3 protein-coding genes are annotated in these 1,244 nt (G+C 72.2%); all 3 read left to right on the top strand.

The window, feature by feature from the left end:
- Positions 1-153: 153 nt before the first annotated feature.
- Positions 154-555 (top strand): roadblock/LC7 domain-containing protein, encoded by a 402-nt coding sequence (locus AOK00_RS35605; RefSeq protein ID WP_017236514.1) that lies wholly within the window; start codon positions 154-156, stop codon positions 553-555.
- A complete protein-coding gene (locus AOK00_RS35600; RefSeq protein WP_030317245.1) occupies positions 552-905 on the top strand; it encodes a DUF742 domain-containing protein in 354 nt (117 codons plus the stop codon). The genes AOK00_RS35605 and AOK00_RS35600 overlap by 4 nt, the downstream gene beginning before the upstream one ends.
- The coding region (locus AOK00_RS35595) for a GTP-binding protein (protein WP_173861740.1) at positions 886-1,244 on the top strand (359 nt) is incomplete at its 3' end. The genes AOK00_RS35600 and AOK00_RS35595, both read left to right, overlap by 20 nt.

Below are 1,244 nucleotides of genomic sequence, written 5' to 3'. Positions count from 1 at the left end.
GTCCACCCCCGGCGCGCCCTCCGCCCCCGACGCGTCCGCGGGCGACGACCGTCCCGGCTCCCCCTCCGTACCCACCGATCCGGCCGGCCCGACGTCCGCTCCGTTGTCGTCGTCGCCGACCTCGAACCCCCCGTACCCGGAAGGCACCTCGTGATGACCGGCTCCACCACCGACGAGAAGCTCAGCTGGCTCCTCGAGGGCCTGCTGGAACGCACCCCGGGCACCCGGCACGCCCTGGTGCTCTCCCGTGACGGCCTGAAGCTCTGCCGCACCCCCGAGCTCTCCGTCGACCAGGCCGACCAGCTCGCGGCGATCGCCGCCGGCATCCAGAGCCTGTCGCACGGTGCCTCCGTGGAGTTCGGCGACGGCACCGGCGGGGTCCGCTCCGCGATCGCCGAGTTCTACGGCGGCATCCTCTTCATCGTGGAGGCCGGCGAGGGCGCCCACCTCGCGGTCGTCGCCGACGAGGACGCCGACGCCGGCCTCGTGGGCCACAACATGTCGGAGCTGGTGGAGCAGTTGGGCGAGCACCTGGTCGCGAGGCCCCGGGGATGAGCCGAGGCAGGCCGGGCCGGGACGACTCCCCCGACCGGCTCTACACCCTGACCGGCGGCCGCAGTCGCGCCGGGTCCGACGCCTTCGACCTGGTGACCCTGGTGGTCTCCGAGAGCGACCCGGTCCCCGGCATGCAGTCGGAGCACGCCGCGATCCTGCGCATGTGCCGGTACCCCACCGCCGTCGTGGAGGTCGCGGCCGGGCTCGGACTGCCGGTGTCGATCACCCGGATCCTCCTGGCCGACCTGCACGACACCGGCCGGATCAGCGCCCGGCACCCCCGTGCGTCGTACCGCCTTCCCGATCACGACATCCTGGAGCAGGTGCTCGTTGGACTCCGTAACCTCTGAACAGCGCCAGACCCTGCACAGCACCGCCGACAACGGACTGAAGATCGTCGTCGTCGGCGGATTCGGAGTCGGCAAGACCACCCTCGTCCGCTCGGTCAGCGAGATCCGTCCGCTGAACACCGAGGAGACGATGACGCAGGCGGGCGAGGCCGTCGACGACACCGCCGGGGTCGCCGCCAAGTCGGCCACCACGGTGGCCTTCGACTTCGGCCGGATCTCGCTCGACACCCACAACGTCCTGTACCTGTTCGGGGCGCCCGGCCAGGAGCGGTTCTGGTTCCTGTGGGACCGGCTGTTCTCCGGGACCCTCGGCGCGGTCGTGCTCGTCGACACCCGCCG

This window comes from Streptomyces aureus, from assembly GCF_001418135.1.
Taxonomy (GTDB): domain Bacteria; phylum Actinomycetota; class Actinomycetes; order Streptomycetales; family Streptomycetaceae; genus Streptomyces; species Streptomyces aureus_A.
Note: the sequence above shows the minus strand (reverse complement) of the source record. Positions and strands in the feature narration are given on the sequence as shown.